The organism is Pseudomonas sp. St316, assembly GCF_018325905.1.
In the GTDB taxonomy this organism is placed as follows: Bacteria; Pseudomonadota; Gammaproteobacteria; order Pseudomonadales; family Pseudomonadaceae; genus Aquipseudomonas.
The window spans coordinates 4,275,275-4,301,855 of record NZ_AP021901.1 but is presented as its reverse complement, the minus strand read 5'-3'; the positions used below and the strand labels follow the sequence as shown (position 1 = coordinate 4,301,855).

Annotated in this window: 20 protein-coding genes and 2 riboswitches; of the genes, 12 read left to right on the top strand and 8 right to left on the bottom strand. The window is 62.8% G+C overall.

All coding sequences use genetic code 11. From position 1 onward, the window contains the following. Positions 1-208: 208 nt before the first annotated feature. Positions 209-1,240 (top strand): protease SohB, encoded by a 1,032-nt coding sequence (gene sohB, locus KI237_RS18940; protein ID WP_212796541.1) that lies wholly within the window; start codon positions 209-211, stop codon positions 1,238-1,240. Between the two features lie 232 nt (positions 1,241-1,472). Here the strand turns inward: sohB and KI237_RS18935 are convergent, their stop codons facing one another. Both KI237_RS18935 and KI237_RS18930 read right to left on the bottom strand, forming a co-directional pair. Then, the gene (locus KI237_RS18935) at positions 1,473-1,967 is read right to left on the bottom strand and encodes a DUF934 domain-containing protein (RefSeq protein ID WP_053121484.1); all 495 of its coding nucleotides are present in this window, start codon (positions 1,965-1,967) and stop codon (positions 1,473-1,475) included. Further along, on the bottom strand, positions 1,951-3,609 hold the full coding sequence (locus KI237_RS18930; RefSeq protein WP_212796540.1) for a nitrite/sulfite reductase: 1,659 nt from the start codon (positions 3,607-3,609) through the stop codon (positions 1,951-1,953). Before KI237_RS18930 ends, KI237_RS18935 begins: the two co-directional genes overlap by 17 nt. A 503-nt stretch (positions 3,610-4,112) precedes the next feature. Here KI237_RS18930 and KI237_RS18925 point away from each other — a divergent pair. Next, positions 4,113-5,252, top strand: coding sequence for an ABC transporter substrate-binding protein (locus tag KI237_RS18925; RefSeq protein WP_212796539.1), 1,140 nt, complete (start codon positions 4,113-4,115; stop codon positions 5,250-5,252). A gap of 88 nt (positions 5,253-5,340) precedes the next feature. On the opposite strand, the gene KI237_RS18920 is transcribed toward KI237_RS18925, so the two are convergent. Together KI237_RS18920 and metH are read right to left on the bottom strand one after the other, a co-directional pair. Further along, a complete protein-coding gene (locus tag KI237_RS18920) occupies positions 5,341-5,559 on the bottom strand; it encodes a DUF2970 domain-containing protein (protein WP_212796538.1) in 219 nt (72 codons plus the stop codon). 54 nt (positions 5,560-5,613) lie between these two features. Then, a complete protein-coding gene (gene metH / locus KI237_RS18915) occupies positions 5,614-9,324 on the bottom strand; it encodes a methionine synthase (RefSeq protein WP_212796537.1) in 3,711 nt (1,236 codons plus the stop codon). Between the two features lie 155 nt (positions 9,325-9,479). Here metH and KI237_RS18910 point away from each other — a divergent pair, with 155 nt between their 5' ends. Beyond that, on the top strand, positions 9,480-11,771 hold the full coding sequence (locus KI237_RS18910) for a fatty acid cis/trans isomerase (protein WP_212796536.1): 2,292 nt from the start codon (positions 9,480-9,482) through the stop codon (positions 11,769-11,771). Positions 11,772-11,886: 115 nt separating this feature from the next. Beyond that, positions 11,887-12,471: a Fe-S biogenesis protein NfuA gene (gene nfuA / locus KI237_RS18905; RefSeq protein WP_003182850.1), complete on the top strand. Its 585-nt coding sequence runs from the start codon at positions 11,887-11,889 to the stop codon at positions 12,469-12,471. A gap of 215 nt (positions 12,472-12,686) precedes the next feature. Here nfuA and cobM read toward each other — a convergent pair whose 3' ends face one another. From cobM to KI237_RS18885, 4 genes are all read right to left on the bottom strand, one after another. Further along, positions 12,687-13,433 carry a precorrin-4 C(11)-methyltransferase gene (gene cobM / locus KI237_RS18900; RefSeq protein ID WP_212796535.1) on the bottom strand — a complete coding sequence of 249 codons (747 nt, stop codon included), beginning with the start codon at positions 13,431-13,433 and terminating at the stop codon, positions 12,687-12,689. Between the two features lie 77 nt (positions 13,434-13,510). Then, positions 13,511-13,915 (bottom strand): cobalamin biosynthesis protein, encoded by a 405-nt coding sequence (locus KI237_RS18895; RefSeq protein ID WP_212796534.1) that lies wholly within the window; start codon positions 13,913-13,915, stop codon positions 13,511-13,513. Beyond that, on the bottom strand, positions 13,912-14,607 hold the full coding sequence (locus tag KI237_RS18890) for a CbtA family protein (protein ID WP_212796533.1): 696 nt from the start codon (positions 14,605-14,607) through the stop codon (positions 13,912-13,914). Before KI237_RS18890 ends, KI237_RS18895 begins: the two co-directional genes overlap by 4 nt. Positions 14,608-14,618: 11 nt before the next feature. Next, positions 14,619-14,807 carry a CbtB domain-containing protein gene (locus tag KI237_RS18885; RefSeq protein WP_014338677.1) on the bottom strand — a complete coding sequence of 63 codons (189 nt, stop codon included), beginning with the start codon at positions 14,805-14,807 and terminating at the stop codon, positions 14,619-14,621. Positions 14,808-14,908: 101 nt separating this feature from the next. Further along, positions 14,909-15,132, bottom strand: a riboswitch (cobalamin riboswitch). Between the two features lie 244 nt (positions 15,133-15,376). After that, a riboswitch (cobalamin riboswitch) is annotated at positions 15,377-15,592 on the top strand. Between the two features lie 98 nt (positions 15,593-15,690). On the opposite strand from KI237_RS18885, the gene cobW reads away from it, so the two are divergent. The 8 genes from cobW to KI237_RS18845 all read left to right on the top strand — a co-directional run bounded on the left by cobW (position 15,691) and on the right by KI237_RS18845 (position 26,572). After that, on the top strand, positions 15,691-16,755 hold the full coding sequence (cobW, locus tag KI237_RS18880; protein ID WP_212796532.1) for a cobalamin biosynthesis protein CobW: 1,065 nt from the start codon (positions 15,691-15,693) through the stop codon (positions 16,753-16,755). A gap of 3 nt (positions 16,756-16,758) precedes the next feature. Continuing rightward, positions 16,759-20,532: a cobaltochelatase subunit CobN gene (cobN, locus tag KI237_RS18875; protein ID WP_212796531.1), complete on the top strand. Its 3,774-nt coding sequence runs from the start codon at positions 16,759-16,761 to the stop codon at positions 20,530-20,532. 185 nt (positions 20,533-20,717) lie between these two features. Continuing rightward, complete coding sequence (locus tag KI237_RS18870) at positions 20,718-21,716, top strand: magnesium chelatase ATPase subunit I (protein ID WP_212796530.1); 999 nt, start codon at positions 20,718-20,720, stop codon at positions 21,714-21,716. A gap of 101 nt (positions 21,717-21,817) precedes the next feature. Continuing rightward, positions 21,818-22,375 carry a vWA domain-containing protein gene (locus KI237_RS18865; protein ID WP_212796529.1) on the top strand — a complete coding sequence of 186 codons (558 nt, stop codon included), beginning with the start codon at positions 21,818-21,820 and terminating at the stop codon, positions 22,373-22,375. A gap of 198 nt (positions 22,376-22,573) precedes the next feature. Beyond that, positions 22,574-24,220, top strand: coding sequence for a phospholipase D-like domain-containing protein (locus tag KI237_RS18860; protein WP_212796528.1), 1,647 nt, complete (start codon positions 22,574-22,576; stop codon positions 24,218-24,220). 55 nt (positions 24,221-24,275) lie between these two features. Next, positions 24,276-24,617: a YdcA family protein gene (locus KI237_RS18855; RefSeq protein ID WP_212796527.1), complete on the top strand. Its 342-nt coding sequence runs from the start codon at positions 24,276-24,278 to the stop codon at positions 24,615-24,617. A 389-nt stretch (positions 24,618-25,006) separates the two neighbouring features. Continuing rightward, complete coding sequence (locus KI237_RS18850) at positions 25,007-25,855, top strand: transporter substrate-binding protein (protein WP_212796526.1); 849 nt, start codon at positions 25,007-25,009, stop codon at positions 25,853-25,855. A 54-nt stretch (positions 25,856-25,909) separates the two neighbouring features. Next, positions 25,910-26,572: an amino acid ABC transporter permease gene (locus tag KI237_RS18845; protein ID WP_181291062.1), complete on the top strand. Its 663-nt coding sequence runs from the start codon at positions 25,910-25,912 to the stop codon at positions 26,570-26,572. Positions 26,573-26,581 lie beyond the last annotated feature (9 nt).

Genomic DNA, 26,581 nt, shown 5'->3' with positions numbered 1-26,581 from the left:
CGTTGAAGGTTTGGCGAGGTTATGGGGATGGCGGTGAGCTGTCAATGAAAAAACATACGCTTGTTTGAAATGCCCGTTGCAGCCTTGTCCTGCCTCGCTCGCGTTAAGGTAACCACCGGTTTCATCACTGGTCGCGACGCAGGCGCATGGGTATGCTGGGACCGTTACGCGCCTGCGTTCAGTGGCGCATTGCATTTAAGGAGTTGCTGTGGAGTTTTTCATCGAGTACGCCGGTTTCCTGGCCAAGACCGTGACGTTGGTGATCGCCATCCTGGTGGTGCTGGCCAGTTTTGCCGCGCTGCGCAGCAAGGGGCGACGCAAGTCGACCGGCCAGTTGCAGGTGAGCAAGCTCAACGATTTCTACAAGGGGCTGCGTGAGCGTCTGGAACAGACGTTGCTGGACAAGGATCAGCTCAAGGCGCTGCGCAAGGCCGAAGGCAAGGCGGAAAAGGCCGGGAAGAAGAGCAAGGACAAACCGGCGGCCAAGCCCCGGGTGTTCGTGCTGGATTTCGACGGTGACATCAAGGCCTCGGCCACCGAGAGCCTGCGTCATGAAATCACCGCGCTGCTGACCCTGGCAACGCCCAAGGATGAAGTGGTGCTGCGCCTGGAAAGTGGCGGCGGCATGGTCCACAGCTACGGCCTGGCCTCGTCGCAACTGGCGCGGATCCGTCAGGCCGGCGTGCCGTTGACGGTCTGCATCGACAAGGTGGCGGCCAGCGGCGGCTACATGATGGCGTGCATCGGCGAGAAGATCATCAGCGCTCCCTTCGCGATCCTGGGGTCCATCGGCGTCGTCGCGCAATTGCCCAACGTCAACCGGCTGCTGAAGAAACACGACATTGATTTCGAAGTGTTGACGGCTGGGGAATACAAACGCACGTTGACGGTGTTCGGCGAAAATACCGAGAAGGGCCGGGAGAAATTCCAGGAAGACCTGGACATCACCCATGAGCTGTTCAAGAACTTCGTGTCCAACTACCGCCCGCAACTGGCCATTGATGAAGTGGCGACCGGTGAAGTCTGGTTGGGTGTCGCGGCCCAGGGCAAGGGCTTGGTGGATGAGCTGAAAACCAGCGATGAATACCTGGCCGAGCGCGCCAAGGGGGCAGAGCTGTACCACCTGCACTACGCCGAACGCAAAAGCCTGCAGGAACGCATCGGCATGGCGGCCAGCGGTTCAGTGGATCGTCTGCTGCTCAGTTGGTGGAGCCGCTTGACCCAGCAGCGGTTCTGGTAATTCGGGGGGGCGGGTATCCTCGGGATTGGGGATAGGGTGTCCCCTTGTGGGAGCGAGCTTGCTCGCGATGACGGCGGCACATCCCCATTGACGCAAGCTGTCCCTCCGCTATCGCGAGCAAGCTCGCTCCCACAGTGGTTTCGGCGGGGCTGCGAGATTTTGCGCAAATCATGCCCAACAAAAAAGCCCTGAACCGGTACACCCGGATCAGGGCTTTTTCATGTGTCAGATCTTAGCGACGACGGAACAGCGGCAGCGGCTCGTCAGTGGCAGCCTGATAGGTCACCGAGAAGTCCTTGAGGCTTTCGAGGGCTTCGTAGGGGTCTTTGTCGGCACGCAAGGCAAAGGCGTCGAAGCCGCAGCGGCGCATGTAGAACAGCTGGTCGCGCAGTACGTCGCCAATGGCCCGCAATTCACCCTTGAAACCATAGCGGTCACGCAGCAGGCGGGCGTTGGAGTAGCTGCGCCCGTCGGTGAAGGCCGGGAAGTTCAGGGCGATGACCTGCAACTGGTTGGCGTCGTCGCCAATTTCCTCGGCTTCCTCGTCGGCGTCCAGCCACACGCCAAGGCCGCCGTCGCGGGCCTTGAGGGCGTGGGCATGATCGCGCCACAGGGCCAGGGGTACGATCAGGTCGTCACAGTTGGAGATGCCATCGAAGGTCGCGTCCTTGGGCAGCAGGTGCCAGGTTTCGTCGATGACCTCGTTGTTCTTAATGATTCGCTGCATAGACGCGTTCCTTGAAGAGGTCGATGCCAATACGTTGGTAAGTGTCGATGAAGCGCTCGTCTTCGGTACGTTGTTCGATGTACACGTCGATCAGCTTCTCGATCACGTCAGGCATGTCGTCCTGGGCAAACGATGGGCCGAGGATCTTGCCCAGGCTGGCGTCGCGGCTACCGCTGCCGCCCAGGGAGACCTGGTAGAACTCTTCGCCTTTCTTGTCCACGCCCAGGATGCCGATGTGGCCGACGTGGTGGTGACCACAGGCGTTCATGCAGCCGGAAATGTTCAGGTCCAGCTCGCCGATGTCGAACAGGTAGTCCAGGTCATCGAAACGACGTTGGATCGATTCGGCGATAGGGATCGATTTGGCGTTGGCCAGCGAGCAGAAATCGCCGCCCGGGCAGCAGATGATGTCGGTCAGCAGGCCGATGTTCGGGGTGGCGAAGCCTTGCTCGCGCAATTCGCCCCACAGGGTGAACAACTGGCTCTGTTCAACGTCCGCCAGGATGATGTTCTGCTCGTGGGAGGTGCGCAACTGGCCGAAGCTGTAGCGCTCGGCCAGGTCGGCCACGGCGTCCAGTTGCTTGTCGGTGATGTCGCCGGGCGCGACGCCGGTCGGCTTCAGGGACAGGGTCACCGCGACATAACCGGGCTTCTTGTGGGCCAGGGTATTGCGGGTGCGCCAGCGGGCAAAGCCTGGGTGTTCCTTGTCGAGCGCTGCCAGTTCGGCGTCCTGATTGCCCAGCGCTTTGTACTGTGGGTCGACAAAGTGCTTGGCGACGCGATGCACTTCGGCTTCGGTCAGGGTGGTCTGGCCGCCACGCAGGTGAGCCATCTCGGCGTCGACCTTCTCGGCGAACACTTCAGGCGTCAGGGCCTTGACCAGGATCTTGATCCGCGCCTTGTATTTGTTGTCGCGACGGCCGTAGCGGTTGTACACCCGCAGGATGGCGTCGAGGTAGCTCAGCAGGTCCTGCCATGGCAGGAACTCGTTGATGAACGCGCCGACCACCGGCGTACGGCCCAGGCCACCGCCCACCAGCACACGGAAGCCCAGCTCGCCGGCCGCGTTGTAGACCGTCTCCAGGCCAATGTCGTGGACTTCGATGGCCGCACGGTCCGAGGTCGAGCCATTGATGGCGATCTTGAACTTGCGCGGCAGGTAGGCGAATTCCGGGTGGAACGTCGTCCACTGGCGGACAATCTCGCACCACGGGCGCGGGTCGATCAACTCGTCGGCGGCGACACCGGCGAACTGGTCGGTGGTGACGTTGCGCAGGCAGTTGCCGCTGGTCTGGATCGCGTGCATCTGCACGGTGGCCAGTTCGGCGAGGATCTCGGGCACATCTTCCAGGGCTGGCCAGTTGTACTGGACGTTCTGTCGGGTACTGATGTGGGCGTAGCCCTTATCGTAGTCGCGGGCGATTTGCGCCAGCTTGCGCACCTGGCGCGAGGTCAGTTGGCCATAAGGCACGGCCACGCGCAGCATCGGGGCGAAACGCTGGATATACAGGCCATTCTGCAAGCGCAGAGGGCGGAATTCTTCTTCGCTCAGCTCGCCTGCCAGATAGCGTCGGGTCTGATCACGGAACTGCTTGACGCGGTCCTCGATGATCCGCTGATCGTACTCGTCATATACGTACATATAAGTCTCGGTCTCAGGCTTGGGCCGATCAGAAACAGCTGCATGTTGGCTCGCTGGAATCGGGTTCTGCCTCGGCAATTCTGCGCGCACGGCCGCGCACTCCTAGAGGAGCCGGTGCAAGATACCTGTTTTGAGTTATGCGCAAAAGTGATGTTTGAGTATATGTAAAGAACCAAATCGACTAATGAGATTGATTATTGCCTAACCCACATTTGTCGTACGGGCAATCATCGTCTTAACTGTGGTCGAGTCTTTGAGCAATCACCTACAAAACCGACAAGAGGCGATGCAATGAGCAATCCGACCAAAGCAAGGAAAAGCGACAGTTCTGTTGATGCCTGGGCCATTTTGTTCCTGATTATCCTGGTGGTGGGCACCGCAGTGTTCTGGGTCAGTCATCAATAGGTTCGCGCCGTCGCCGGCCACATGAAGGTCTCGCGTTCATGTGCCCGTTCGCCACCCGGGTCGTTATACTGGGTGGCGTATTATTTGGGACGGGCGGGATGTCGAAGTTTATTTGCAGGCTACTAGCGTGGTTATGCCTGTCATTCTGGACGCAGGTCCAAGCCGCCAATACGGTCTCTTCCTCGACCGAGGCTTCGGTGGCGAGATCGGCTGCTCCTTCGGTAGTGTTCCTCAATCCGGGGTATTCCACGGAGCCTTTCTGGGTCAGCTATACCGAATTCATGCAAGCGGCGGCAAGTGGGCTGGGCCTGCGGCTGCGCGTGGAATATGCCGGACGCGATGCCCAGCTCATGATCCGCCTGGCACGCGAGGCGATTACGGCGATTGACCGTCCGGACTACCTGGTGTTGGTCAACGAACAGTATGTCGCCCCGCGGATCCTGCAATTGGCGCAGGGCAGTGGGGTCAAGCTGTTCCTGGTGAACAACACGTTGACCAGCGATCAGAGTCGCCTGCTGACAGAGGGCGGTGCCCCACCTCCGGAGTTGCTGGGCAGCCTGGTGCCCAATGATGAGCGCAGCGGTTACCTGATGCTCAAGGAACTGCTGCGCCAATACGGACCGCTGGCGCCTGGGCAGACGCTCGATCTGCTGGCTTTTTCCGGGAAGAAATTCACCCCTTCGGCGCAACTGCGTGAGAAAGGTCTGCGCCGGGCGCTGGTCGAGTACCCGCAAGTGCATCTGCGCCAGTTGGTCTATGGCGAGTGGAATCGTGAACGGGCTCATGAGCAGGCGAGCCAGTTGATCAAGCGCTATCCGCAGGCTGCGCTGGTCTGGTCGGCCAACGATGAAATGGCACTGGGTGCCATGCAGGCGTTCGAGGAGGCGGGTCGCCAACCGGGCAAGGATGTGTTGTTCAGCGCCATGAACAGCTCGAGGGCGGCGCTCCAGGCCCGTATCGACGGGCGCTTGAGCGTGCTGTTCACCGGGCACTTCAGCTTGGGAGGGTGGGCCATGGTCATGCTGCATGATCATGCCCGGGGCGTCGATCTCGCGCGCCATGGCGGCTACAACCAGCAGCTCGACCTGATGCAGTCGCTCGATCCGGCCCAGGCCCGCGCGTGGCTGAAAATGGATCCCACCAAGGACTATCGCTTGGACTTCAAGCGCTTCAGCCTGGTGTCGCATCCGGATGGCGAGCGTTATGCTTTCTCGCTCGATGCATTGGGACGGCGCTAATCCGGCGGCTCAGATCGCGGCTGGCAAGACGGGCAATGTGGCTGTTTCTGTTGGAAAGAGGCCTGGTTCCATATTGTGCAGATACGTCCTATACGCCCGCAAAGTACAGCACCAGATTGACGATCCCATACAACGTCACCCCGAAGATCACCGTAAACAGGATGCCGAGGATGATGAAGTGGCTCGGCTTGCCGTGGGTGAAGTCGCGGGCGCGGTTTTTTCCGCTTTGCACGCCGAAGGCTGCCGCTCCAACGCTGTGCAGCATTTGCCAGAGGGTGGGCGCCTTATTTTCGGTCGGTTCGTCCATGATGCTCTCCATACACAAGGTCGTATGTGGAGAGCATAGCCAATTGCTGCGGACTTAGTTGTCGTAGCCCAGGTTTGGCGCCAGCCAACGCTCAGTCACGCTCAAGTCCTGGCCCTTGCGGGCGGTATAGCTCTGGACCTGGTCCTTGTCGATCTTGCCCACGGCGAAGTACTGCGCCTGAGGATGGGCGAAGTACCAGCCGCTGACTGCCGCTGCCGGGAACATGGCGTAGTGTTCGGTGAGGAACACACCGCTGCGGCCAGCCTTCAGTTCGCTGGCCTCGGGGTCGAGCAGGCGGAACAGGGTGGCTTTCTCGGTGTGGTCCGGGCAGGCCGGGTAGCCGGGTGCAGGGCGGATGCCGGTGTACTGCTCCTTGATCAGGGCGTCGTTGTCCAGGCTCTCGTCCTGGGCGTAACCCCAATGCTCCTTGCGCACCTGCTGGTGCAGCCATTCGGCGCAGGCTTCGGCCAAGCGGTCGGCCAAGGCCTTGACCATGATCGAGTTGTAGTCGTCGCCAGCGTCTTGATAGGCCTTGGCGACTTCTTCGGCGCCGATGCCGGCGGTGGTGATGAAACCGCCGACGTAGTCGGTTACGCCGCTGTCCTTTGGCGCGACGAAGTCGGCCAGGGAGAAGTTCGGCTTGCCGTCGGTCTTGATGATCTGCTGGCGCAGGTGATGCAGGCGGGCCAGTGGCTTGCCGTCGTCACCGTAGACTTCCAGGTCGTCGTCATGCACTTGGTTGGCCGGCCAGAAACCGAACACCGCGCGGGCGCTGATGAGTTTCTCGTCGATCAGCTTGCGCAACATCGCCCGAGCGTCGGCGTACAGCGCGGTGGCCGCTTCGCCGACCACTTCGTCGGTGAGGATGCGCGGGTATTTACCGGCCAGGTCCCAGGAAATGAAGAACGGCGTCCAATCGATGTACTCGGCCAGGACGTTCAGGTCGATGTTGTCCAGCACTTTGGCGCCCGTGAAGGTCGGCTTGACCGGCTGGTAGCCGCTCCAGTCGAACTGTGGCTTCTTGGCCACGGCGGCGGGGTAGCTCAGGCGCTCGGTGCGGGCACTGCGGTTGGCGGTGCGCTCGCGCACGTCGATGTATTCCAGGCGGGTCTTCTCGACGAACGCCGGCTTGAGTTCCTTGGACAGCAACTGGGTCGCCACGCCCACGGCGCGGGAGGCATCGGTGACGTAGATCACCGCGTCGTTGCTGTACTTGGGCTCGATCTTCACCGCCGTGTGGGCCTTGGAGGTGGTCGCGCCGCCAATCATCAGTGGCAGATGGAAGTCCTGGCGCTGCATCTCGCGCGCCACATGCACCATCTCATCCAGGGACGGGGTGATCAGCCCAGACAGGCCAATGATGTCGCACTTCTGCTCCTTGGCCACCTGCAGGATTTTTTCCGCCGGCACCATCACGCCCAAGTCGACAATGTCATAGCCGTTGCAACCGAGCACCACGCCGACGATGTTCTTGCCGATGTCGTGGACGTCGCCCTTGACCGTGGCCATCAGGATCTTGCCCTTGGCCTGCGGCTTGTCGCCTTTTTCCGCCTCGATGAACGGGATCAGGTGGGCGACCGCCTGTTTCATCACCCGGGCGGATTTCACCACTTGGGGCAGGAACATTTTACCGGCACCAAACAAGTCGCCGACGATGTTCATGCCGGCCATCAGCGGGCCTTCAATGACTTCGATGGGGCGGGTGAAGGACTGGCGGGACTCCTCAGTGTCTTCGACGATGTGGGTGGTGATGCCCTTGACCAACGCATGTTCCAGGCGCTTGTTCACTTCCCAGCCGCGCCATTCCTCGGTTTCCGCTTCCTTGACGCTGCCGTCGCCCTTGTACTTGTCGGCGATGGCGAGCAGGGCGTCGGTGCCTTCGGGGGTGCGGTTGAGGATCACGTCTTCCACGGCGTCGCGCAGTTCCACCGGGATCTGGTCGTAGATCTCCAGTTGGCCGGCGTTGACGATGCCCATGGTCAGGCCCGCGCGGATCGCATAGAGCAGGAACACCGAGTGGATCGCCTCGCGCACCGGGTTGTTGCCGCGGAACGAGAAGGACACGTTGGACACCCCGCCCGACGTCAGCGCGTAGGGCAGTTCGTCACGGATGTAGGCGCAGGCGTTGATGAAATCCACGGCATAGTTGTTGTGCTCTTCGATACCGGTGGCGACGGCGAAGATGTTCGGGTCGAAAATGATGTCTTCCGGCGGGAAGCCGACTTCATTGACCAGGATGTCGTAGGAGCGCTTGCAGATTTCCTTCTTGCGCGCCTCGGTGTCGGCCTGGCCGGCTTCGTCGAAGGCCATCACCACCACGGCTGCGCCGTAGCGCTTGCACAGCTTGGCGTGATGGATGAACTGCTCGACGCCTTCCTTCATGCTGATGGAGTTGACGATGCCCTTGCCCTGGATGCACTTGAGGCCGGCTTCGATCACTTCCCACTTGGAGGAGTCGATCATGATCGGCACGCGGGAGATGTCCGGTTCGCCGGCAATCAGATTGAGGAAGGTCACCATGGCCTTCTTCGAATCGAGCATGCCCTCGTCCATGTTGATGTCGATCACCTGGGCGCCGGCTTCGACCTGTTGCAGGGCCACTTCCAGGGCTTCGGTGTAGTTGTCCTCGCGGATCAGCCGGGCGAACTTGGCGGAGCCGGTGATGTTGGTCCGCTCGCCGACGTTGACGAACAAAGAACTGCGATCGATGGTGAACGGTTCCAGGCCCGACAGGCGGCAAGCCCGGGGAATCTCTGGAATCGGCCGCGGCGCGTAGCCGGCCACGGCCTTGGCGATGGCTTCGATGTGCGCGGGGGTGGTGCCGCAGCAGCCGCCGACAATGTTCAGGAAGCCGCTCTGGGCGAACTCTTCGATGACCTTGGCCGTTTCGGCTGGTAGTTCGTCGTATTCACCGAATTCGTTGGGCAGGCCGGCGTTGGGGTGGGCCGATACGTGGGTGCTGGCCTTGTTCGACAGCTCCTCCAGGTACGGACGCAATTCGCTGGCACCGAGGGCGCAGTTCAAACCCACGGAGATCGGCTTGGCGTGGGCCACCGAGTTCCAGAAGGCTTCGGTGGTCTGGCCTGAGAGGGTGCGGCCGGAGGCGTCGGTGATGGTGCCGGAGATCATGATCGGCAGTTCGACGCCCAGTTCTTCGTAGACCCCTTGCACGGCAAAGATCGCCGCCTTGGCGTTCAACGTGTCGAAAATGGTTTCGATCAGGATCAGGTCGGCGCCGCCTTCGATCAGGCCCTTGGTGGCCTCGGTGTAGTTCTCTACCAGTTCGTCGAAGGTCACGTTGCGGTAGCCGGGGTTGTTCACATCCGGCGACAGCGAGCAGGTGCGGCTGGTCGGGCCGAGTACGCCGGCGACGAAGCGCGGCTTGTCCGGGGTTTCCAGGGTCTTGGCGTCGGCCACCTGGCGAGCCAGGCGCGCGCCTTCCAGGTTCAGCTCGTAAGCCAGCCCCTGCATGCCGTAGTCGGCCTGGGACACCTGGGTGGCGTTGAAGGTGTTGGTCTCCAGGATGTCGGCGCCAGCATCCAGGTAGGCTTTTTCAATGGCACCGATCACGTCGGGGCGGCTGAGCACCAGCAAATCGTTGTTGCCCTTGACGTCGCTCGGCCAGTCGGCGAAGCGCTTGCCGCGGTAATCCTGTTCTTCCAGCTTGTAGCTCTGGATCATCGTGCCCATGCCGCCGTCGAGGATCAGGATGCGTTCCTTGAGGGCTTGCTGGAGAAGATAAAGGCGAGCGCTGCGATCAGACATAGGACTACCTGGAAAAAAAGACCATTACGAAGGCCGGGATGATAGCAAACCTGCGCAGGATTTGATCATGAGGGGCTTTTGCATGAATATCGCTCATGTTTGCAAGGCGATGCTGGCTCGGTAGAATCGCCGGATTCACTTTCAGGATCCGCGACATGCCGTACCGCGTTTTCGTCGGCAGTCTGTTGCTGCTGTGGTCTTTTATTGCAGTGGCCCGGGATCCCGCTCTGGCGCCTTCATACACGCGCGACATCCAGCCGATCTTCACCGAAAAATGCGTGGCCTGCCACGCCTGCTACGACTCCGCCTGCCAGTTGAACCTGGGCAGCGGCGAAGGCGCGGCCCGGGGTGCGAGCAAGCTGTCGGTGTATGACGGTGAGCGACGTGTGGCGGCGCAGCCGACCCGATTGTTCTACGACGCTTCCGGCCAGCGCGCCTGGCAGCGCAAGGGGTTCTATTCGGTCCTCGATGCTCAGGGCAGCCAGGCTGCCCTGATGGCGCGCATGCTGGAGTTGGGCCACCGCACGCCGCTGCAGCCCAACGCCAAGTTGCCGGAAGACATCGTGCTGGGCCTCGATCGGGAAAACAGCTGCGCGCTGCCGGATCAATTCGACGAATACGCAGGCAGCCATCCCAAGGACGGCATGCCCTTGGCCGTCACCGGTTTGACCGACCAGCAATATCAGACGCTGCAGCGCTGGCTGGCCGTCGGCGCGCCCATCGACCAGCAGGCCTTGGCCCCGAGCGCCGCCGAGGCCTTGCAGGTGGTGCAGTGGGAGAGCTTGCTCAACGCGCCAGGCGCCCGGCAAAGCCTGGTGGGCCGCTGGTTGTTCGAACACTGGTTCCTGGCGCATATCTATTTCAAGGATGGCGAACAGGGGCATTTCTTCCAATGGGTGCGTTCGCGTACACCCACCGGTCAGCCCATCGATCTGATCAACACCCGCCGTCCGAACGACGATCCCGGTACCCGTGTCTATTACCGGCTCTGGCCGGTGCAAGGCGTGATCGTGCACAAGACCCATATCACCTACGGCTTGAGTGCGGCGAAGATGGCGCGGATCAAGAGCCTGTTCTACAGCGGCAAATGGCAGGTGAATGCCTTGCCGGGCTATGGGCCGGAGCGCCGGGCCAATCCGTTTTCCACTTTTGAAGCGATTCCAGCACAGGCCCGCTATCAGTTCATGCTCGATAACGCCGAGTATTTCGTGCGCACCTTCATTCGCGGACCGGTGTGTCGGGGCCAGATCGCCACGGATGTGATCCGTGACAATTTCTGGGCGCTGTTCCAGGCCCCCGAGCATGACCTCTACATCACCGACCCGAACTACCGCGGCCAGGCTACGCCGCTGTTGGCGATGCCGGGGCAGAACGACGACGTGGGCAGCGTCGTCAGCCTGTGGCTCGACTACCGGGACAAGCGCAACAAGTACGAAGCCTTGCGCCGCGACAACTACGCCGAGCTGCCGGCACCGAGTTGGTCGACGCTATGGGCCGGCAACGACAACGCGCTGCTGAGCATTTTCCGACATTTCGACAGCGCTTCGGTCACCAAGGGGCTGATCGGGGAAGTGCCGCAGACGATGTGGTTGTTCGACTTCCCGTTGCTGGAGCGCACCTATTACCAGTTGGCGGTGAATTTCGATGTGTTCGGCAACGTCTCCCATCAAGCCCAGACCCGTCTTTACTTCGACCTGATCCGCAACGGTGCGGAGCAGAATTTCCTGCGCTTGATGCCGGCCGACTCCCGGGAAGGCTACCTTGACGACTGGTACCAGGCCGGCGGCAAATTCAAGATGTGGCTCGATTACGAGGCCATCGACGATGACAAGCCGACGGCCCTCAAGCTCGACGAACGCGACCCCAAGGGTGATTTCGCCCAGCAACTGCTGGCCCGTTATGGTGAGCTGAATGCGCGCCCCGACCCAATCAACCGCTGCGACGGGGCCTACTGCTCGCGCCCGAACATCGACCCGACGTTGCAAAACGCCGAACAGGCCCTCAGTCGTCTGGTGTCACGCCCGGCGGCGGGGTTCAAGGTGATCGACCAACTGCCGGAAGCGACCCTGCTGCGCGTCGAAACCGCCGGCGGTCATCGTGAGGTCTACAGCCTGCTGCGCAACCGAGCCCACAGCAACGTGGCATTCCTGCTGGGCGAGGAGACGCGCTACCAGCCGGGGCTGGACACCCTGACGGTCTACCCGGGCGTGCTCAGCAGTTATCCGAACTTCATGTTCAACATTCCGGCCGGGCAAGTACCGGCATTCGTCGAGGCCATGCAAGGCGCCCAGGATGCACCGGCGTTCGAGCGGATTGTCGAGCGCTGGGGCATTCGCCGCAGTCACCCGCAGTTCTGGTACTACTTCCATGACCTGAGCCAGTACATCCAGGAGACGGAGCCCGTGGAAAACGGTGTGCTGGACATGAATCGCTACCAGAACCTCTGATCGAAAGCTGCGGCGGCAAACTCCGTGCCGCCGGACGCTTTCCTGACAAAAATACTGGGACTTTGTCCGGGGCGATGATTGGCGTAAACTGCTGGCAAGCCTGCGAGGAGTTTCCATGACCGCTATTACCATTACCGATGCCGCCCACGATTACCTGGCCGACCTGCTGTCCAAGCAGAACACCCCGGGTATCGGGATCCGCATCTTCATCACCCAGCCCGGCACCCAGTACGCCGAGACGTGCATTGCCTACTGCAAGCCGGGAGAAGAAAAACCCGAAGACACCGCGCTGGGGCTCAAGAGCTTCACCGCGTACATCGACTCGTTCAGCGAAGCCTTCCTGGATGATGCGGTGGTCGACTACGCCACTGACCGCATGGGCGGCCAGTTGACCATCAAGGCGCCAAACGCCAAGGTGCCGATGGTCAATGCCGACAGCCCGGTCAACGAGCGCATCAATTACTACCTGCAAACCGAAATCAACCCGGGGCTGGCCAGCCACGGTGGCCAGGTTTCGCTGATCGACGTGGTGGAAGACGGCATCGCCGTGCTCCAGTTCGGCGGCGGCTGCCAGGGCTGCGGCCAGGCTGACGTGACCTTGAAGGAAGGCATCGAGCGGACCTTGCTCGAGCGCATTCCGGAGCTCAAGGGCGTGCGCGACGTGACCGACCACACGCAGAAAGAAAACGCCTACTACTGATAGGCATGCGCTGCGAGCAAAAACCGTGGCGAGGGAGCTTGCTCCCTCGCTACCAAAGTTTGAGCGATCGGTTTGTGACGCTGTGGCTATCCGCCAATCCCTGTGGGAGCGAGCTTGCTCGCGATGACGGCGGTACGTTCAATATCATTGCAAGCTGACCCACCGCTATCGCGAGCAAGCTCGGCTCCCACAGGGTGCATTGTCTGGCCCGGCAGTCAGGGCCTGTAGAGATGCGCATGCCCGGCGCGGTACAGCGACGATTCGCTGAACACGTCATTACCCAACACACGTCCCACCAGGATCAACGCCGTTCGGCGAAAACCCTTGGCCTGTACCTTCTCGGCAATATCCGCCAGCGTGCCCAACACCCAATCCTGATCCGGCCATGTCGCCCGGTGAATCACTGCGATCGGGCAATCGGCGCCATAGTGGGGCAGCAGTTCGTCGACGATTTTTTCCAGATGATTGACCCCCAGGTGAATCGCCATGGTCGCCCCGTGCTGCGCCAGGCTGCCCAGTTCTTCCCCAGCGGGCATCGGGCTTTTGTCGGCGTAGCGGGTGAGGATCAGGCTTTGGGAAATGTCCGGCAAGGTCAGTTCGGCACCCAGCAAGGCGGCGCAGGCTGAGGTCGCGGTCACACCCGGGATGATTTCGAAAGGGATGTCAAATTCCCGCAGGCAACGAATCTGCTCGCCAATGGCGCCGTACAGGCTCGGGTCGCCGGAATGCACCCGGGCCACGTCCTGGCCCTTGAGATGGGCGCTCTTGATCAATTCGATGATCTGTTCCAGATGCAGCTCGGCGCTGTTGATGACCTGTTCGGCACTATGACCTTCAAGGACGGCGGTCGGCACCAGGGAGCCGGCGTAGATGATCACCGCGCAGTGGCGGATCAGTCGCTGGCCTTTGACCGTGATGAGATCCGGGTCGCCGGGGCCGGCGCCGATGAAGTAAACGGTCATGACCGGCTCCTGTGAAAGGTGGGTGAGCGTCGCCCAGATGAAGATCACTCATGATCCTGGGCGCCGATTATCGGGATTTACGCCACGACCGCCAATGCCAACGTGCTCTTTGGGCCTTTTTGGCGAGTAATCAGCAGCCTCGCAGGCGGTGTGCCCAACTGGTCGGCCAAGGCCAGGGCGGCGCTTTCGGCGATGCCGTAGCAACCGGTTCGCTCGAAGGCGATCTCGGAGCGGTGACTGAGCCGCTGCTCGTAGCCGGCCAACTGTTCGACACTGAAACAGGTCAACGGCAGGGCCAGTTGTCCGGCCAGCTCCAGCAGCCCGGGCTCGTCACGCTTGAGGTCGATACTGGCCAGGGCCCGTACCCGATGAAGTTCGATGCCGTGGGCCAGCAGCGTCTGGTCGAGCAAGGCCCGCAGCGTGCTGGCCGGGCAGCCACGCTGGCAGCCCAGGCCGATCACCAGGATCGGCTCGGCGCTCATGCGTCGTGGTGGGCTTGGCCGTCACGGCGAAACAGCCAGGCGCTGATCAGGCCCAGGGCCAGCCAGAACGCGACGTTGGTCAGCTGCGAGGCGATCTTGAACTGACTCTCCAGCGCTTCGGGCGCCAGCATCGAGTGGACTTCGGGCTGCGGTGCGCCGATGACGTGGGGCACCAGCAACGTCGCCACGCCCAGTACCTTGAGCAGCCAATGCCGGCCGAACGCGATCAAGGCAATGCCCACCGCCGTGGACGCCGCGGTGCCGATCCACCATATCTGACGTTGGGCCAGGTCGGCCGCTGCGGTACCAGGCAGTTCCGGCGGCAGGCCAAGCGTCGGCGCCAGGACGAAAGTGGCATAACCGGCCAGGCCCCAGAGCAGGCCCTGGGACGTGCGAGTCGGTGCACGCAAGGTGTACAGGCCCGCCAGCATCAGGGCAAAACCCACGGCGACCACCAGGTTGCCGCCTGTGGTGGACAGCACGCGCTGCCAGCCGTCTTCCGGCTCCCAGGCCTCGGCATCATGGGTATGAGCCGCCCCGTGGGCGTGTTCATGGACCTCGGTCGCCGGGGCCTTCTCGAAGGTTTCCGCCTGGAGAATCAGCGGCGATACCCAGAAACTTTGCAGCAGGGTCAGCAGCAGGGCGGCCAGCAAGCCGCTGAAACCAGCGGTCTGCGCGATACGCTTGATCATCTCGTCAGCTCTCAATGGCACGGGAAAGCGGCGCTGTGGCGGGTATCGTGGGCGGCGTTGTGCACTGCTTCGATGTGGGAGAAACCGGCGAAATAGACCAGCCCCGCGCCCAGGATCGAAGCAAGGATCGCGGCGCTCAGGCGTTGGCTCAGGGTGGTGGTGCTGCTGGCGGTGCGGGCGGTGCTGCTGATGGTCGACATGGCGCTTCCCTCTGTTCTTGTTCAGTGGGGGAGTCGAGCGCAATGAAACCCCGGGCGAAAGCCCGCCAAGGTTCGAACAGCGCCCGCCCACCGCGGGTTTGTTGATGCAGGAGTCATGGGCCGGTCTCCGGGCTCGCGAGGGGCGGGGGCTTGCGCCTGGCCTGCAAGCGTCACCTTCCCATGTCCTGGGACACAGTGGTTCAGACGCTTCGCTCGCTTACCGTTGCGGGGGCAGCACCGGACTGACGTGGCTTTGAAGTAAAGCACACGATTCACCGGTTTCCCGTTTCACCCTGTGAAGGGCACCCGTAACGAGTGGTTTGTGTAGCCGGTTCTGTTAGCTACGCAAACCATGCACAGGAGAGCATGGGCGGGGGCGGGCGTCAATGCGGAGGGAGGGCCGCTGCGCTGCCCAATCGCGAGCAAGCTCGCTCCCACACAAGGATTTGCGCCGGGCCCAAAATTCAAGACCAATGTAGATCCAATGTGGGAGCGAGCTTGCTCGCGATAGCGGTAGCAAGGACACCGCAGAACTTGCTTGCGGAGATTGACCCGCCCCCACACCCTGCGTAGCCTTGCGCCTTCGAGGTTCTTCGGCATGTGCCGGAGCTAAGAAGGGAACGCGGTCCAAGCCGCGGCTGCCCCCGCAACTGTGAACGGTGCTGTTTCTGCAAGGCCACTGTGCATGCCATTTTTACGATGGACACACGGGAAGGCGCAGTCATCGCCAGTCCAAAGACTGGCCCGCCGTCAGCCAGGAGACCTGCCTCGAGACAGATTCTCACTACAACCGGGCGGGGTGATCCGGTGGCGAAATCTTCCGCGCACGCTTGTGCCAGCGGTTGTCGTCCCGTTTGCCCGCCACCTTGCCAAAGGGCATCCGATGAAAACACTGGCCAAACTTCCCGTCACCATCGTCACTGGTTTCCTCGGCTCGGGTAAGACCACCTTGCTGCGGCACATGCTCGACAACGCCCAGGGCCGTCGCATCGCCGTGATCGTCAACGAATTCGGCGAGCTGGGCATCGACGGCGAGATCCTCAAGCAGTGCTCCATCGGCTGCACCGAAGAAGAAGCCAACGGTCGCGTCTATGAACTGGCCAACGGTTGCCTGTGCTGCACGGTGCAGGAAGAGTTCTTCCCAGTGATGCGCGAACTGGTGGCCCGGCGTGGCGACCTCGACCACATCCTCATCGAAACCTCCGGCCTGGCCCTGCCCAAGCCGCTGGTCCAGGCTTTCCAGTGGCCGGAAATCCGCAGCGCCTGCACCGTCGACGCAGTGATCACCGTGGTCGACAGCCCGGCCGTGGCCGCCGGCACCTTTGCCGCGTTCCCCGACCAGGTCGATGCGCAGCGCAAACTCGATCCCAACCTGGATCACGAATCGCCGCTGCACGAACTGTTCGCCGACCAACTGGCAAGCGCCGACCTGGTGATCCTCAACAAGGCCGACCTGATCAGCCCCGAAGACCTGGCCAAGGTGCGCCTGGAAGTCGCCGAAGAGCTGCCGCCGGCGGTCAAGGTCATCGAAGCCAGCAGCGGTCGCCTGCCGCTGGACGTGTTGATCGGCCTGGGTGCCGGTTCCGAAGAACACATCGACGGCCGCCACAGCCATCACGACCATCACCACGATGGCGATGATGACGACCACGATCATGACGCCTTCGACTCTATTTCCATCGAGTTGCCCCAGGCCGACGAAAGCCTGTTGCTGGACGCGCTGACGCAGCTGGTGGTCCAGCACGGTGTGTTGCGGGTCAAGGGTTTCGCAGCGATCCCGAACAAGCCGATGCGCTTGCTGATCCAGGGCGTCGGCACGCGTTTCGACAAGCATTTCGACCGTCAGTGGGGCGCCGACGAAGCGCGAGTCACCCGTCTGGTGCTGATCGGCCAGGCGCTCGACGCCGCGCTGCTCGAAGCGCAGTTGCGCGCCGCCCTCGGGGCCTAAGCCATGCACCTGCTCAGGACCCAGCCCGGCGGGTTCGTGTCGGATGACAACATTGCCGACCTGGGGCAAACCCCCGCCGAACTGGTGATCCTGTGCAGCGGCGACTCCAGCCTGGCATTGCTGGCCGAAGCGGCGCGGCAGTTGCCGGATGACTACCCGCAGTTTCGCCTGGCCAACCCGATGCAGGTGCAGAACCACGCCTCGGTGGATCTGTATTTCGACGACGTGCTGCGCCACGCCAAGGTCATCCTGCTGTCGCTGCATGGCGGCATCGGCTATTGGCGTTACGGCATCGAGCGCCTGATGGAACTGGCCGGGCGCGGGGTGAAGCTGATTCTGGTGCCGGGGGATGATCGTCCGGACCCGGAACTCAGCGACCTGAGCAACGTGCCCTGCGAAGACCGCGACCGGCTCTGGCAGTTCTTGCGCCAGGGCGGGCTGGGCAATGCCCTGGACCTGTTTCACAACCTGGGCAGCCAATGGTTTGGCCGCGATTATCCGTGGGCCGAGCCGCAGGCCTTGCCACGCACGGCCATCTATCACCCGGCGAAAACCAGTGCCAACCTCGCCGATTGGCAAGCCGACTGGAGCGCCGGGCAACCGGTGGCGGCGGTGTTGTTCTATCGCTCCCACCTGCAAGCGGCGAACACCGCGTTCATCGACGTGTTCTGCCAGCGCCTGCAAGGGGCGGGGCTCAATCCGCTGCCCATTGCCGTGGCCAGCCTCAAGGAGCCCGGTTGCCTGGCACGGGTGCAAGACTGGTTGGATGAGGTCGAAGCCGGCGTCATTATCAACACCACCGGCTTCGCTCAATCCAGCCCCGAGGCCCCGCATCTGCGGCCATTTCGCCGTAACATTCCGGTGATCCAGGCGATCTGCGCCCAGGACAACGAACCCGGCTGGCGTGCCAGCGAGCAGGGTTTGGGGCCGCGGGACCTGGCGATGCACATCGCCTTGCCGGAACTGGACGGACGGATCATCAGTCGCCCCATCAGTTTCAAGGACCTGGCCTGGCGCAGCGAGCGCAGCCAGAGTGACGTGGTCTGCTACCGCGCCGTGCCCGAACGCATGGATTTTGTCGCCGAACTGGCCCGGCGCTGGACCACCCTGGCGCGCCTGCCCAACGCGCAAAAGCGCGTGGCGCTGATCCTCGCCAACTACCCGACCCGAGACGGGCGTATCGGCAACGGTGTCGGCCTCGACACCCCGGCGGCGGCGCTGAATATCCTGCGCGCCATGCAAACCGAGGGTTATCCGCTGCCGGTCGAGTTGCCAGGAAGCGGCACTGCGTTGATCCAGCAGTTGCTCGGTGGTGTCAGCAACGACCTGGACAGCCTCGACCTGCGACCGTGCCACCAGAGCTTGGCCCTCGACGCTTACCAGGCCATGTTCGACGCGTTGCCCGAAGCCAATCGCCAAGCGGTGCTGGCGCGCTGGGGCTCGCCGGCGCAGGACCCGATGTTTCGCGAGGGACGCTTGATGGTCGCCGGCCTGCGCCTGGGCCTGACCTTCGTCGGCATCCAGCCGGCGCGCGGTTATCAGGTCGATCCGAGCGCGGTGTACCACGATCCGGACCTGGTGCCTCCCCACGGTTACCTGGCGTTTTATTTCTGGTTGCGCCACACCTACGGCGTCCACGCAGTGATCCACGTCGGCAAGCACGGCAACCTCGAATGGCTGCCGGGCAAGGGCGTCGGGTTGTCGGAAAACTGCTGGCCGGACGTGTTGTTGGGCCCGCTGCCGAATATCTATCCGTTCATCGTCAACGACCCGGGTGAGGGCGCCCAGGCCAAGCGGCGCACCCAGGCGGTGATCATCGACCACTTGATGCCGCCGCTGACCCGGGCCGAAACCTACGGGCCGCTGCGTAACCTCGAGCTGCTGGCTGACGAGTACTACGAGGCGCAACTGCTCGATCCGCGCCGTGCCCGGGAGCTGCAACGGGACATCCTCAACCTGGTGCGCGAGACGCACATCGACCGCGAACTGCAACTCGATGCCGGGCTCGACAGCGACGCCGACGCGGCGATCTGGCTGCCACGCCTGGACACCTACCTGTGCGACTTGAAGGAGTCGCAGATCCGCGATGGCCTGCACATTTTTGGTGAATCGCCCAGCGGACGGCTGCGCATCGACACGCTGCTGGCGTTGCTGCGCATTCCCCGGGGCGACGGCAAAGGTGCGCAGTCGAGTCTGTTGCGCGCGTTGGCCAAGGCGTTCGGGCTGGATTTCGATCCGCTGGATTGTGCCTTGGCCGAACCCTGGACTGGCGACCGTCCCGAGGCGTTGGGTCAGGTCAGCGCCGAGCCTTGGCGCACCGCCGGCGATACCCGCGAACGCCTGGAGCTGTTCGCTGGGCAGTTGATCGAGCAGGCGCTGGACGGTGCGGTGGAGCCGCTCGACGCGCCGAGTTGGGAGGTGGTGGGCAGCATCATTGAGAACCTGCGATCCGTCGTGGCTCCGCGCCTGGACGCTTGCGGCCCGGCGGAAATGCGCGGCCTGCTCGATGCCTTGAACGGGCGCTTCGTGCCGGCTGGCCCCAGCGGCGCGCCGAGCCGCGGGCGCCTCGATGTGTTGCCCACTGGGCGCAATTTCTTCTCGGTGGACGTGCGCAACCTGCCCACCACCACGGCGTGGCGCATCGGTTTCCAGTCGGCGAACCTGATCCTTGAGCGGCACTTGCAGGACCACGGTGATCACCTGCGTCAGCTCGGCCTGTCGGTATGGGGTACCGCCACCATGCGCACCGGCGGCGATGACATCGCCCAAGCCATGGCGTTGATGGGCGTGCGTCCGGTGTGGGCCACGGGTAGCCAACGGGTCGATGACTTCGAGATCCTGCCGTTGAGCCTGCTGGACCGGCCTCGGGTCGATGTCACGCTGCGCGTGTCCGGCTTCTTCCGTGACGCCTTTGCCAACCTGATTCGCTTGTTCGATGCCGCCGTGCAGGCCGTCGCCGCCCTCGATGAGCCGGACGACTTGAACCCCTTGGCGGCCAAGGTGCGTGGCGAACGCGAAGCCTTGCTGGCATCGGGTCTTGAGCCGCAAGCTGCGGCGCGCCAGGCCGGCTGGCGGATCTTCGGCGCCAAGCCCGGGGCCTATGGCGCGGGCGTGCAGGGCGCGATCGACGGTCGCTTGTGGCAGAGCCGCGAGGATCTGGCCGAGGTGTACCTGAACTGGGGCGGTTACGCCTACGGCGCCAGCGATGAAGGCACTGCCGCGCGGGAGCAGTTCTCCCGGCGCTTGAGCCAGGTGCAGGCAGTGTTGCAGAACCAGGACAACCGCGAGCACGACCTGCTCGATTCCAACGATTACTACCAGTTCCAGGGCGGCATGCTGGCAGCGGTCGAGACCCTCGGTGGGGCCACGGCAGCCAGTTACCATGGCGATCACAGCCAGCCAGACTTGCCCAGGATCCGCACCCTGAAAGAAGAGCTCAACCGCGTCATCCGCTCCCGCGCAGCGAATCCGAAGTGGATCGACGGCGTGAAGCGCCACGGCTATAAAGGCGCGTTCGAACTGGCCGCGACGGTGGACAACCTGTTTGCCTTCGACGCCACCACCCAATTGATCGACGATCACCAGTACGCCTTGCTGGCCGATGCCTACCTGCTCGACGCGGACACCCGGGATTTCGTCCGCCAGCACAACCCCGACGCCCTGCGGGACATGACCGAGCGCATGCTCGAAGCGCAGCAGCGGGGGATGTGGCAGGCGCCAGGCGAGTACCGCGAGGCGCTGGAGAATTTGTTGTTGGACATAGAAGAAGATGGCTGACTTGCCTATTGACCTGTGGCAAGGGGATTTATCCCCGCTGGGTCGCCCGTACCTTCCGTAGGAGCTGCCGAGTGCAACGAGGCTGCGATCTTTTCCCAATCGCTTGAATCTCAAGCGAAAGATCAAAATCAAAAGATCGCAGCCTTCGGCAGCGCCTACCACCGACCATCCATGAGACATTCAACATGACCGACACCCCCCATTTCCCGCTCTGCGCCGTGGTCGGCGCCGATGACTTGAAACTGGCGCTGTGCCTGGCCGCCATCGATCCGAAGATCGGCGGTGTGCTGATCGAGGGGCCGCGCGGCATGGCCAAGTCCACGCTGGCCCGGGGCCTGGCGGATCTGCTGGCCAGCGGTCAGTTCGTCACCTTGCCCTTGGGCGCCACCGAGGAGCGCTTGGTAGGCACTCTCGATCTGGACGTGGCGCTGGGGGAAGGGCGCGCGCAGTTTTCGCCCGGCGTGTTGGCCAAGGCCGACGGCGGAGTGCTGTACGTCGATGAAGTGAACCTGCTGCCCGATCACCTGGTGGACCTGCTGCTCGATGTGGCCGCCAGCGGCACCAACCTGATTGAGCGCGACGGCATTTCCCATCGGCATCCGGCGCGCTTTGTGCTGATCGGCACCATGAACCCGGAAGAGGGTGAGCTGCGCCCGCAGTTGCTCGATCGTTTTGGCTTGAACGTCGCCCTCGACGGTCACACTGCACCGACTGAACGCGGCCAGATCATCCGGCGGCGGTTGGATTTCGACAGCGATCCGCTGGCGTTCTGCACCGAGTGGGAAGCGGCCCAGCGACAATTGCGCGAACGTTGCCAACAGGCGCGCGAGCGCTTGGCCGGGATTGCCCTGGATGATGCTGCGCTGGCGCAGATCACCGAGCGTTGTTTTGCCGCCGGGGTCGATGGCTTGCGCGCCGACCTGGTCTGGTTGCGGGCGGCCCGGGCTCATGCCGCCTGGCGCGGGGCTGCTGCAATTGCCGATGAAGACATCGATGCGGTCGCCGAGTTTGCCTTGCGTCACCGGCGGCGCGGGCATTCGGCACCGGCACCGTCCCAGGCGCCGACCGGCGCGGAAAAACCCACTGAACCCAACGAAGGCCAGGGCCAGTGGGGCGACCTGCCGGCCCGGGCATTGCCGACCGGTGCCCGGCGTGACGTGCCGAGCTGGCCAAAAAAGCCCTAGGCATTCGCCCCCGTTCGGCTGCGGGGGCGGATGCCAGACCCCGTGCAGGACGACTTGACCAGGGCCGCCAGGGCCGCAGCAAAGCGGCGGCCAGCGGCGCGGTGAACTGGCCGGGGACGTTGCTTAATGGTCGGCCACGTTTGCGTGAGGACCTGCGCTGGCACGCTCGCCATCGGTCGCCCCATGAGCTGTGGCTGGTGATCGTCGATGCGTCGGCCTCGACCCGTCGTCATCGCGCCTTGAGTGATGGCAAAGGCCTGCTGGCGCAGTTGTTCGACGAAGCCTACCGACAGCGCGCCCGCTTGGCGCTGTTGACGGCCAGCGGCACGCAACCGAACTGGCAGGTGCAAGGGCTCAAGGCCTCCGCCGGCCTGCGGGAGTGGCTCGACGAACTCGGCGCCGGAGGCGGGACGCCGTTGCAAGCGGCGCTGCAAGAGGCCGGTCGTTGGCTGCAAGCCCGGCGCAAGCGCTACCCGGCTGAGCAGCGGCGGGTGCTGGTGATGACGGACGGACGGCTGAAGGACGGCTTGACGGCGCCGCCACTCGACTGCCCGTGCCTGTTGATCGACATCGAGCGCGGCCCGATTCGCCTGGGCCGGGCCCGGCAGTTGGCGGGGCAGCTGGGGGCTGAGTATCGGCACATCGATGAGACCACTTGAAATGTTCTTTGACTGTGAAGGCCCCATCGCGAGCAAGCTCGCTCCCACATCTGGTTTCGCTGTGCGCACATAACGGATGAACACCCAGTCCCCCTGTGGGAGCGAGCTTGCTCGCGATTAGCATCACCTCGGTCCCGGATCTCCCCTTAACCCGCATCACTGCACTATGCTCAGGCGGCCCTCTCACAGGAGTGAACCATGCGCGTACTCGTCACCAACGCCCAGGACGATTTTCGGGTCAAGGCCTATGCCGGCACCAACGGCGTGCTGCTCGCCATGGACTTGGCCGAACACCGGCGCAAGGGCTTGCTGGGCTTTGCCATCGAGAAGCAGCAGGGTGACAAGCCCTGGCTGTTCCTGTTCAACAGCCTGACCTTCCCCGACAAGGCCCATACGTTTCCCCAGTTTCATGCCACGCCCAGCGACAAGGCGCCCTTGCAGAAATTTCGCTGGGCCGACTACGCGGTCAACCCTGGCGTGACGATCCACTACCGCGTGCATCTGGCCTACGGCAGCCCCGATGCACCGCAGTTGGGCGAATGCCTGGAGGTCACCGTCACCAGCGACGACGGACAGCCGGCCAACCAGCGGGTGATCTTCAACCGTGCCGTGGCCGCCAGCCAGGCGTTCCAGCGCAAGTTTCCTGAAGTGGACGCGCTGATCGACGCCAACAAGCACCTGTCCATCGATGACTGGCCCGACGCCCCGCGTCGCTGGTTGGAAAATGGCTTACTGGGGCGCCTGACCGGTTTTATCGATCGGGCGCTGGATGCCAATTGGGCCCTGGATGTCGCCATTTATGAATACGAACTGCCGGTGATCGTCGATGCGGTGACCGCCGCTCACACTCGTGGCGCCCAGGTTCGAGTGCTGTATCACGCCGAGCCGGGAGACGACACCACGGCACGCAACGAAGCCAGCCTCGAGAACATGCCTGCGGCCAACAAGCGTGGGCGGGTCACCCACAACATTTTTCACAACAAGTTCATCGTGCTGAGCAAGGTGCAGGGCAGCGGTTCACGACAACCCGAAGCCGTGCTGTGCGGCAGCACCAACTTCACCGCCAACGGTGTCTATCGCCAGGCCAACGTCGTTCATGTGCTGGACGACCCTCGGGTGAGCGACAGCTACCTCCAGGTGTTCGAGCAGATCTGGGCCGCCCCGCAGGACGTCGATGCGACGCGCCAGTGGCTGACCGAGCACAACCCCATGGACCCGGGGCAGGCGCTGTTCGCCGGGTTCTCGCCGCGCATCGGGGAGGGCGACCTGGATCGCTTCGTAGACATCATCAAGGGGGCGCGAAAGGACCTGTTGTTCGTCACCGCGTTTGTGTTGCCCGACCACATCCTCGACGCCCTGCTCGGCGCACCCAATGACGACGTGTTGCGCTACGGCCTGCAAAACACCAAGAGCCGCATCACCGGCTTTCACGCCGACCGCACCGCTGAATTCGCCGCCACCGCGTTGCTCAACACCGGCCTGGAAGGCTGGCTGCGGGAAAACATGAAAGGCCAGAAGGGCAACCTGCTGGTGCACACCAAGGCCATCGTCACCGACTTCACCAGCGATACGCCGACCATCCTCAGCGGCAGCCATAACCTGAGCGCCGCCGCCAGCAGCGGCAACGACGAAAACTACCTGATCATCCAGGGCGACACCGACCTGGCCGACCGCTACGGGCTGGAGCTGCTGCGCTTCTATGAGCACTACCGCTTTCGCTATTTCGCAAAGAAACTCGCCCTCAAGCAGGTCAAGCCGCTGGCGATGGATGACAGCTGGAGTGATGACTATTACCGCGAGGGGGATTTGCGGATGTTATCCAGGGTGAGATTTTGCGGGCGTTAGGTACAGTGGATTGCTTGGTGATAGCATAGGGCTATCAATTGGCCTGGAAGCTACCATGAAGCCCTGTCACGGAACGTCCGCTTTACTTCACACCTGCGTTGCGATCCTGTTGTTGGCCCTGGGCACTTCGGCCTTCGCCGCCAATCAACCGTGTTCCGGGCGTAAGGGCGGTATCGCTGGGTGTGACGGCGATACCTTCCTGTGCAATGACGGGTCCATCAGTGCTTCGAAGAAGTCCTGTTCCGCTGTGCCGGGGCTTCGCAACGAAGCCCGGCCCCAGTCTTTGCTCAAGCAAGCCGACGGTTGCCAGTGCGGCAGTGGCAGTTACTGCGTCGGCCCCCGGGGTGGGGTTTATTGCCTCACACCTGGCGGCAGCAAGAGCTACAAGCGCAAATAAGCCAGGAACCCCACCGAACAACTGTGGGAGCGAGCTTGCTCGCGATAGCGTCAGGTTAGTCGCCATCAGTATTGACTGATACACCGCGATCGCGAGCAAGCTCGCTCCCACAGGGATCTTCCACAGTGGTTCCGTTTCGGTGCGCCGGGTACCCGGCGCAGCGCCGGTTTGAGTCCTTGTTACCCGTGCGTCGTGGCCAACGGTAGCAGCAGTGGTCGCACGCAGATGCCACGGTCCGGGCGCCTGTTTTTCCCATCCTCCTGATTTCCCTGACTTTCCATTTTCCTTACCCGCGCATCGCAAGCCTGTGGCACACTTTCTGCTGTCTATTCCGCTGTTACATACCATGTTCCGGTATAGCGGAATAAACTCATCCTGGAGTGCTTGCCATGCAATGCCGACCTTCCTTGTTCAAAGCGTATGTTTTTCTCTTCGTGGCCACGACGGCTGCCATGGGGGTCGCTCAGGCGGCCGACAGCAAGCTGGACAGCGTGCTGCAGCGGGGGAAATTGATCGTGGGCACGGGCAGTACCAATGCGCCGTGGCACTTCCAGGGAGCGGATGGCAAGTTGCAGGGATTTGATATCGACATTGCGCGGATGGTCGCCAAGGGCCTGTTCAATGATCCGGAGAAGGTCGAGTTCGTGGTGCAGTCTTCCGATGCGCGGATTCCCAACCTGTTGACCGACAAGGTCGACATGAGCTGCCAGTTCATCACCGTCACCGCCAGCCGCGCCCAGCAAGTGGCGTTCACCCTGCCGTACTACCGCGAAGGCGTGGGCCTGCTGCTGCCGGCCAACAGCAAGTACAAGGAAATCGACGACCTCAAGGCCGGCGGCGACGGGGTCACCGTGGCGGTGTTGCAGAATGTCTATGCCGAGGAGCTGGTGCACCAGGCGCTGCCCAAGGCCAAGGTCGACCAGTACGACAGCGTCGACCTGATGTATCAGGCAGTGAACTCCGGCCGCGCCGATGCCGCCGCCACCGACCAGTCCTCGGTCAAATACCTGATGGTGCAGAACCCTGGCCGCTATCGCAGCCCGGCCTACGCCTGGAGTCCGCAAACCTACGCCTGTGCGGTCAAGCGCGGCGACCAGGACTGGCTGAACTTCGTCAACACCACCTTGCATGAAGCCATGACCGGCGTGGAGTTCCCCACCTATGCGGCGTCCTTCAAACAGTGGTTCGGTGTCGAGCTGCCGTCGCCAGCGATCGGTTTTCCCGTTGAATTCAAATGACCCTGTGAGCCCGGGGCGTCACTTGCGGGCGCTCCGTCGAAGGTACTGCCGACCATGAATTATCAGTTGAACTTTGCCGCCGTCTGGCGCGATTTCGACACCTTGCTGGCGGGGCTAGGGTTGGGGCTTTCCCTGGCGCTGGTGTCCATCGCCATCGGTTGCGTGATCGGCCTGGCGATGGCGTTCGCGCTGCTGAGCAAGCATCGGGTCTTGCGGGTGCTGGCGTCGGTGTATGTGACGGTGATCCGCAATACGCCGATCCTGGTGTTGATTCTGTTGATCTACTTCGCCTTGCCGAGCCTGGGTATTCGCCTGGACAAGTTGCCGTCGTTCGTCATCACCCTCTCGCTGTACGCCGGGGCCTACCTGACCGAAGTGTTTCGCGGCGGGCTGCTGAGCATTCACAAGGGACAACGTGAAGCGGGCCTGGCCATCGGCCTGGGCGAGTGGCAAGTGAAGGCCTACATCACCGTGCCGGTGATGCTGCGCAATGTGTTGCCGGCCTTGTCGAACAACTTCATTTCGCTGTTCAAGGACACGTCCCTGGCGGCGGCGATTGCCGTGCCGGAGCTGACCTATTACGCCCGCAAGATCAACGTGGAGAGCTACCGGGTGATCGAAACCTGGTTGGTGACCACGGCCCTGTATGTCGCGGCCTGTTACCTCATTGCCATGCTGCTGCGGTATTTCGAGCAGCGCCTGGCGATCCGCCGTTAGGAGTGTCCC